At 68.9% G+C, this 5,330-nt stretch carries 6 protein-coding genes; 2 read left to right on the forward strand and 4 right to left on the reverse strand.

What is annotated here, in order from left to right; genetic code table 11:
• Positions 1-119 precede the first annotated feature (119 nt).
• Positions 120-971 carry a formyltetrahydrofolate deformylase gene (gene purU / locus V3B48_RS11125; RefSeq protein ID WP_049421018.1) on the reverse strand — a complete coding sequence of 284 codons (852 nt, stop codon included), beginning with the start codon at positions 969-971 and terminating at the stop codon, positions 120-122.
• A gap of 114 nt (positions 972-1,085) precedes the next feature.
• On the opposite strand from purU, the gene V3B48_RS11130 reads away from it, so the two are divergent.
• On the forward strand, positions 1,086-1,997 hold the full coding sequence (locus V3B48_RS11130; protein ID WP_329893748.1) for a LysR family transcriptional regulator: 912 nt from the start codon (positions 1,086-1,088) through the stop codon (positions 1,995-1,997).
• Between the two features lie 3 nt (positions 1,998-2,000).
• On the opposite strand, the gene V3B48_RS11135 is transcribed toward V3B48_RS11130, so the two are convergent.
• The 3 genes from V3B48_RS11135 to V3B48_RS11145 all read right to left on the reverse strand — a co-directional run bounded on the left by V3B48_RS11135 (position 2,001) and on the right by V3B48_RS11145 (position 4,478).
• Positions 2,001-3,101: an NADH:flavin oxidoreductase/NADH oxidase gene (locus V3B48_RS11135; protein ID WP_329893749.1), complete on the reverse strand. Its 1,101-nt coding sequence runs from the start codon at positions 3,099-3,101 to the stop codon at positions 2,001-2,003.
• 113 nt (positions 3,102-3,214) lie between these two features.
• Positions 3,215-4,021: an NAD-dependent protein deacetylase gene (locus V3B48_RS11140; protein ID WP_329893750.1), complete on the reverse strand. Its 807-nt coding sequence runs from the start codon at positions 4,019-4,021 to the stop codon at positions 3,215-3,217.
• 55 nt (positions 4,022-4,076) lie between these two features.
• Positions 4,077-4,478: an acyl-CoA thioesterase gene (locus tag V3B48_RS11145; RefSeq protein ID WP_004153688.1), complete on the reverse strand. Its 402-nt coding sequence runs from the start codon at positions 4,476-4,478 to the stop codon at positions 4,077-4,079.
• A gap of 152 nt (positions 4,479-4,630) precedes the next feature.
• On the opposite strand from V3B48_RS11145, the gene V3B48_RS11150 reads away from it, so the two are divergent.
• Positions 4,631-5,266, forward strand: coding sequence for a LysE family translocator (locus tag V3B48_RS11150; protein WP_032128209.1), 636 nt, complete (start codon positions 4,631-4,633; stop codon positions 5,264-5,266).
• The last annotated feature ends 64 nt before the right edge of the window (positions 5,267-5,330 follow it).

Below are 5,330 nucleotides of genomic sequence, written 5' to 3' on the forward strand. Positions count from 1 at the left end.
GTAGTGCCGGCCGCTGGCCGGCAACCTCGGGATCTCTGCAGTTGCCGGCCAGCGGCCGGCACTACCGGATAGCACCCGTGGTAGCGCCGGGCCATGCCCGGCGGACGCGGGATGGGCGATTACCGGAACACCACCGTTCGGTGCCCGTTGAGCAGGATGCGGTGCTCCACATGGCGCCGAACGGCGCGCGCCAGCACCAGCGATTCGGTATCGCTGCCCAGCCGCACCAGCTCGCGCGGCGCCATCGCATGGTCCACGCGGGCCACGTCCTGTTCGATGATCGGGCCTTCGTCCAGATCCTCGGTGACGTAGTGCGCGGTGGCGCCGATGATCTTGACCCCGCGCGCGTGTGCCTGGTGGTACGGCTGCGCGCCCTTGAAGCTGGGCAGGAAGCTGTGGTGGATGTTGATCGCACGGCCGGCCAGCGCGCGGCACAGCGTGGGTGACAGGATCTGCATGTAGCGCGCCAGCACCACCAGATCGATGCGTTCGCGCTCGACCAGGTCGATGATCTGCTGCTCCTGCACCACGCGCGTATCAGCGGTCACCGGCAGGTGGTGGAACGGCACCTGGTAGGACGCCGCCAGCGGCGCGAAGTCGGCGTGGTTGGACGCTACTGCGGCAATGTCCACCTTCAGCTGGCCGCTGTGGGCACGGAACAGCAGGTCGTTGAGGCAGTGCCCCTGCTTGCTGACCAGCACCAGCAGGCGTGCACGGCGGCGGCCATCATGCAGCTGCCAGTCCATGCCGAAGCCGGCGGCGAGCGTAGCCATGGCGGCGTGCACGGTCTCCAGCGGCAGGCCGGCATCGCGATCGAAATGCACGCGCAGGAAGAAGCGGCCGCTCTCCTCGTCGCCGAACTGCTGGGCGTCGAGAATGTTGCAGCCGTGGTCGAACAGCAGGCCGGAAACGCGGTAGACGATGCCGGTACGGTCGGGGCAGGACAGGGTGAGGATGGAATCGGGGCGCATCGCACGAGTGTAGGGCAGCGACCTGCCCTCGGGATCGATGGTCACCGATGCAACCGACCTGCTTGGTTCAGTCCCAAGCGATACTTGGGTTTCTCCATGGCAAGCTGGTCGGTCATGAACCTGTTGCAACTGATCCGCAGCTTCACCCGCACCGCAGAGACCGGCAGCATTGCCGCCGCGGCCCGCATCCTTGGCATCAGCGCCACCGCAGTCGGCCAGAACATCAACCGGCTGGAGGCGCATCTGGGCGTACGGTTGCTGAACCGAAGTACGCGGCAGCTGGCGCTCAGCGAGGCCGGCGCGCTGTACCTGGCGCAGGTGCGCCACATCGAAGCCGACCTGGCGCGTGCACAGGCGATGGTCACCTCCGGTGACATCGAACCGGCCGGGCCGCTGCGCATCGCCAGCAGCAGCGCGTTCGGCCGCCACGTGCTGGCACCGTTGCTGCCGTCACTGCAGCAACGCTACCCGCAGCTGCAGCTGGAGCTGCGCCTGACCGATCGCGCCGTGCAACACGGCCCGGAAGCGGTGGATGCCAGCATCCGCATCGGTGCACAGCTGGAGGACGGTGTCGTCGCACGGCAGCTGGCGCGCGTGCCGTTCGTGTTCTGTGCCTCGCCGGCCTACCTGAAGGCACACGGCACCCCGCAGCAACCCTCCGAGCTGAGCGGCCATCGCGGGCTGCTGCACCGCTTCCCCACCGATGGCCGGCCGCTGCGATGGGGCCTGTTGAAGGATAGCCAGCGCGTGGACGCCGCACTGCCGCCGAGCATGGTCTGCGATGACATCGATGCCCTGGCGACGCTGGCCGCAGCCGGTGCCGGCATCACCCGGCTGGCCGCATTCGTGGCCGAGCCGTACCTGCGCGATGGCCGCCTGCAGGCGGTGTTCGGCGCCGACACTGCATGGCGCCCCGAACCGATGGAAGTCTATTTCTGCGTCAGCGACCGCCGCGATTTCACTGCCAAGATCCGCGCACTGTTCGAGCACCTGCAGGCCGGCATGGCGCCGGCCTGGCGGGTGTGAGCCTCAGCGCGCCTTGAACACGCCGCGCGCATCGCGCGGCTCGCAGCGCAGGTACTGCGGCGCCGGTTCCACGCTGTCGCGCAATGCGGCGGCGGCATGCCACGGCCAGCGCGGGTCGTAGAGGATGCCGCGCGCCAGGGCTACCGCATCGGCGTGGCGATGGCGCAGGATCGATTCGGCCTGCTCCGGTTCGGTGATCATGCCCACGGCGATGACCGGCATGCGCACCTTGGCCTTGATCGCCGCCGCGAACGGCACCTGATAGCCCGGGCCGACGGTGATCTTCTGGCGCTCGTCCAGGCCACCGCTGGAGACATGCAGGAAGTTGCAGCCGCGCGCGTCCATCACCTGCGCCAGCGCCTCGCTCTGCACCAGATCCCAGCCGCCATCGACCCAGTCGCTGGCGGAGATGCGCACGCCCACCGCGACCTTGTCGGACACTGCCGCACGCACCGCATCGAACACCTCCACCAGCAGGCGCAGGCGGTTCGGCAGCGAGCCACCGTAGCCATCGGTGCGGCGGTTGCTCAGCGGCGACAGGAACTGGTGCAGCAGATAACCGTGCGCGGCATGCAGCTCGATCAGCTCGAAGCCCAGGCGCTCGGCGCGCACCGCACTGGCGGCGAAGGCGGCGATGACCTCGGCGATGCCGGCCTCGTCCAGTTCCTGCGGTGCCGGATCGGCGGCATGGAACGGCAGCGGCGACGGCGCCACGGTGGCCCAACCCCGCGCATCGTCGGCCGGCAACTGGCCACCACCGTCCCACGGACGCCTCACCGAGGCCTTGCGGCCGGCATGGCCCAGCTGGATGCCCAGCGGCATCGGCGACCAGCGGCGGACGCTGGCCAGCACCTGTGCCAGTGCGGCCTCGGTGCCGTCGTCCCACAGGCCCAGGTCGGCCCAGCTGATGCGGCCGCGCGGTTCGACGGCAGTGGCTTCCAAGATCAGCAGGCCGGCGCCGGACTGCGCCAGGTTGCCCAGGTGCATGGCATGCCAGTCGCTGGCGCGGCCGTCTTCGGCGGAGTACTGGCACATCGGCGCGATGACGATGCGGTTGGACAGGGTCAGGGGGCCGAACGAGATCGGCGAAAACAGCTGGCTCAAGACGGTGATGAACGACGTAGGGGGTGCGTATTGCACCGCCGCACGGCCTGCGAATCAACCGTCTGGATGGATCGCTGTTTCGCGGTGGGCGTGCAGCCGAGCGTGTGCTCGGCTCAGGACGAAGCCCACGCGGCCAGCGCCTCGGCGCAGTCCCGTTCATCCTTGAACTGCAGCAGGTCGTCGGCGCGGGTGCGGCCACGGTTCAACGCCGCCACCGGCAGCCCTGCCCTGGCCGCCGCCTGCACGAAGCGGAAGCCGGAATAGACCATCAGCGATGAACCCACCACCAGCACGGCGTCGGCCTGCTGCAGGTGCTCCTGCACCGCCTGCACGCGCTCCCGCGGCACGTTTTCGCCGAAGAACACCACATCCGGCTTCAACACGCTGCCGCAATGCGGGCACTCGGGCACCACGAACGCGGAGAAATCGGTCTCCAGATCGGCATCACCATCGGGCGCGATGCCTGCCTCCAGCGCGTCCCAGCCGGGATTGGCGTCCAGCAGGCGCTGCTGGAACTCCTCGCGGCCGCTGCGACGCTCGCAACCCATGCAGCGCACCAGATCCAAGCGGCCATGCAGGTCGATCACGTTGTGGCTGCCGGCACGCTGGTGCAGGCCGTCCACGTTCTGGGTCAGCAGCACCTGCAGCTTGCCTCGGCTTTCCAGCGCGGCCAGGGCCTGGTGGGTGCCGTTGGGCCGGGCCAGGCCGAAGCGCGGCCAGCCGAGCAGGCTGCGCGCCCAGTAGCGCTGGCGGGTGGCCGCCTCGCCCATGAAGGCCTGGTAGGTCACCGGCGGCGTGCGTTTCCACTGGCCGTCGGCATCCCGGTAATCGGGAATGCCCGAGGCGGTGCTGCAGCCGGCGCCGGTCAGCACGAACAGGCGCTGGGCACGGTCGATGAAGTCGGTCAGTGGCAGGGTCATGGCTGCCAGATGGGGGCGCGGTGGCGCCCCCGCAAGCGCCGGTCCGTTGGCCGGGTCAGGCCGCCGGCAGCGGCGGTACCGCGATCGGGTGGCCTTCCTCGTCCAGCGCGATCATCACGAAGTGGCCGCGGGTGCACAGCTTGCGCTCGCCGCTGTGCAGGTCTTCGGCGACCAGTTCCACCTCCACCTTCATCGAGCTGCGGCCGACTTCGACGATGCGGCCGATGGTTTCCACCATCTGGCCGATGCGGATCGGCAGCTTGAAGTCGACCTGGTCGCTGCGCGCGGTCACCACGGTGCGGCGCGAGTAACGGGCGGCGGCCAGGAAGGCGGCCTTGTCCATCCACGCCAGCGCCTGGCCACCGAACAGGGTGCCAAGGTGGTTGGTGTGGTTGGGAAAGACGATTTCGGCCATGCGCACTTCGGTGGGCGGCACGGTCTCGGGGATGGGAGTCATGGAGGGGCTTCGGTGTGGGGTGCTGCGGATTCTAAGCGACCGGCGTGATGGCCATCGGAATGCACGTGCAACGGTCACCCGGCAGCGGTGCCTGCGCAGGCCGCGCCTGCGGCAGGCGTTACACTGCGCCACGCCCACTGCCAGGACCGCCCATGCCCGCCACTTCCGACCTGCTGGCCTTCGCGCTGGTTTCACTGGCCATGGTGCTCACGCCCGGACCGAACATGATCTACCTGATCTCACGCTCGATCTGCCAGGGGCCGATGGCAGGCCTGATCTCGCTGGGCGGGGTGGCGCTGGGCTTCGTGTTCTACATGCTGTGTGCGGCACTGGGCATCACCGCCCTGCTGATGACCGTGCCGTTCGCCTACGACGCGCTGCGCATCGGCGGCGCGCTGTACCTGCTGTACCTGGCCTGGCAGGCGCTCAAGCCCGGCGGCCGTTCGCCGTTCGCGGTGCGCGAACTGCCGCAGGACAGCCCGCGCAAACTGTTCACGATGGGCTTCCTGACCAATCTGTTGAACCCGAAAGTGGCGGTGATGTACCTGTCGCTGCTGCCGCAGTTCCTGCATCCGGACGGCGAGGGCAGTGTGCTGATGCAGTCGATCGTGCTGGGCTCCACCCAGATCGCGGTGAGTGTGACCGTGAACGGCATGATTGCGCTGACCGCTGGCAGCATCGCCGGTTTCCTGGCCGCGCGCCCGACCTGGCAGGTGGTGCAGCGCTGGCTGATGGGCACGGTGCTGGCCGGGCTGGCGGTACGCATGGCGGTGGAAGGGCGACGCTGATTGTAGAGTCGAGCTTGCTCGACTGCTTTGCGCGAACGGCAGTCGAGCAAGCTCGACTCTACAA

This window comes from Stenotrophomonas sp. SMYL20 (genome assembly GCF_036320045.1).
GTDB classification, from domain to species: Bacteria; Pseudomonadota; Gammaproteobacteria; order Xanthomonadales; family Xanthomonadaceae; genus Stenotrophomonas; species Stenotrophomonas maltophilia_A.

Coding starts and splice junctions, on each gene's coding strand:
- purU (WP_049421018.1), bottom strand. CDS start 971: ATGCGCCCCGATTCCATCCTCACCCTGTCCTGCCCCGACCGTACCGGC.
- V3B48_RS11130 (WP_329893748.1), top strand. CDS start 1,086: ATGAACCTGTTGCAACTGATCCGCAGCTTCACCCGCACCGCAGAGACC.
- V3B48_RS11140 (WP_329893750.1), bottom strand. CDS start 4,021: ATGACCCTGCCACTGACCGACTTCATCGACCGTGCCCAGCGCCTGTTC.
- V3B48_RS11145 (WP_004153688.1), bottom strand. CDS start 4,478: ATGACTCCCATCCCCGAGACCGTGCCGCCCACCGAAGTGCGCATGGCC.
- V3B48_RS11150 (WP_032128209.1), top strand. CDS start 4,631: ATGCCCGCCACTTCCGACCTGCTGGCCTTCGCGCTGGTTTCACTGGCC.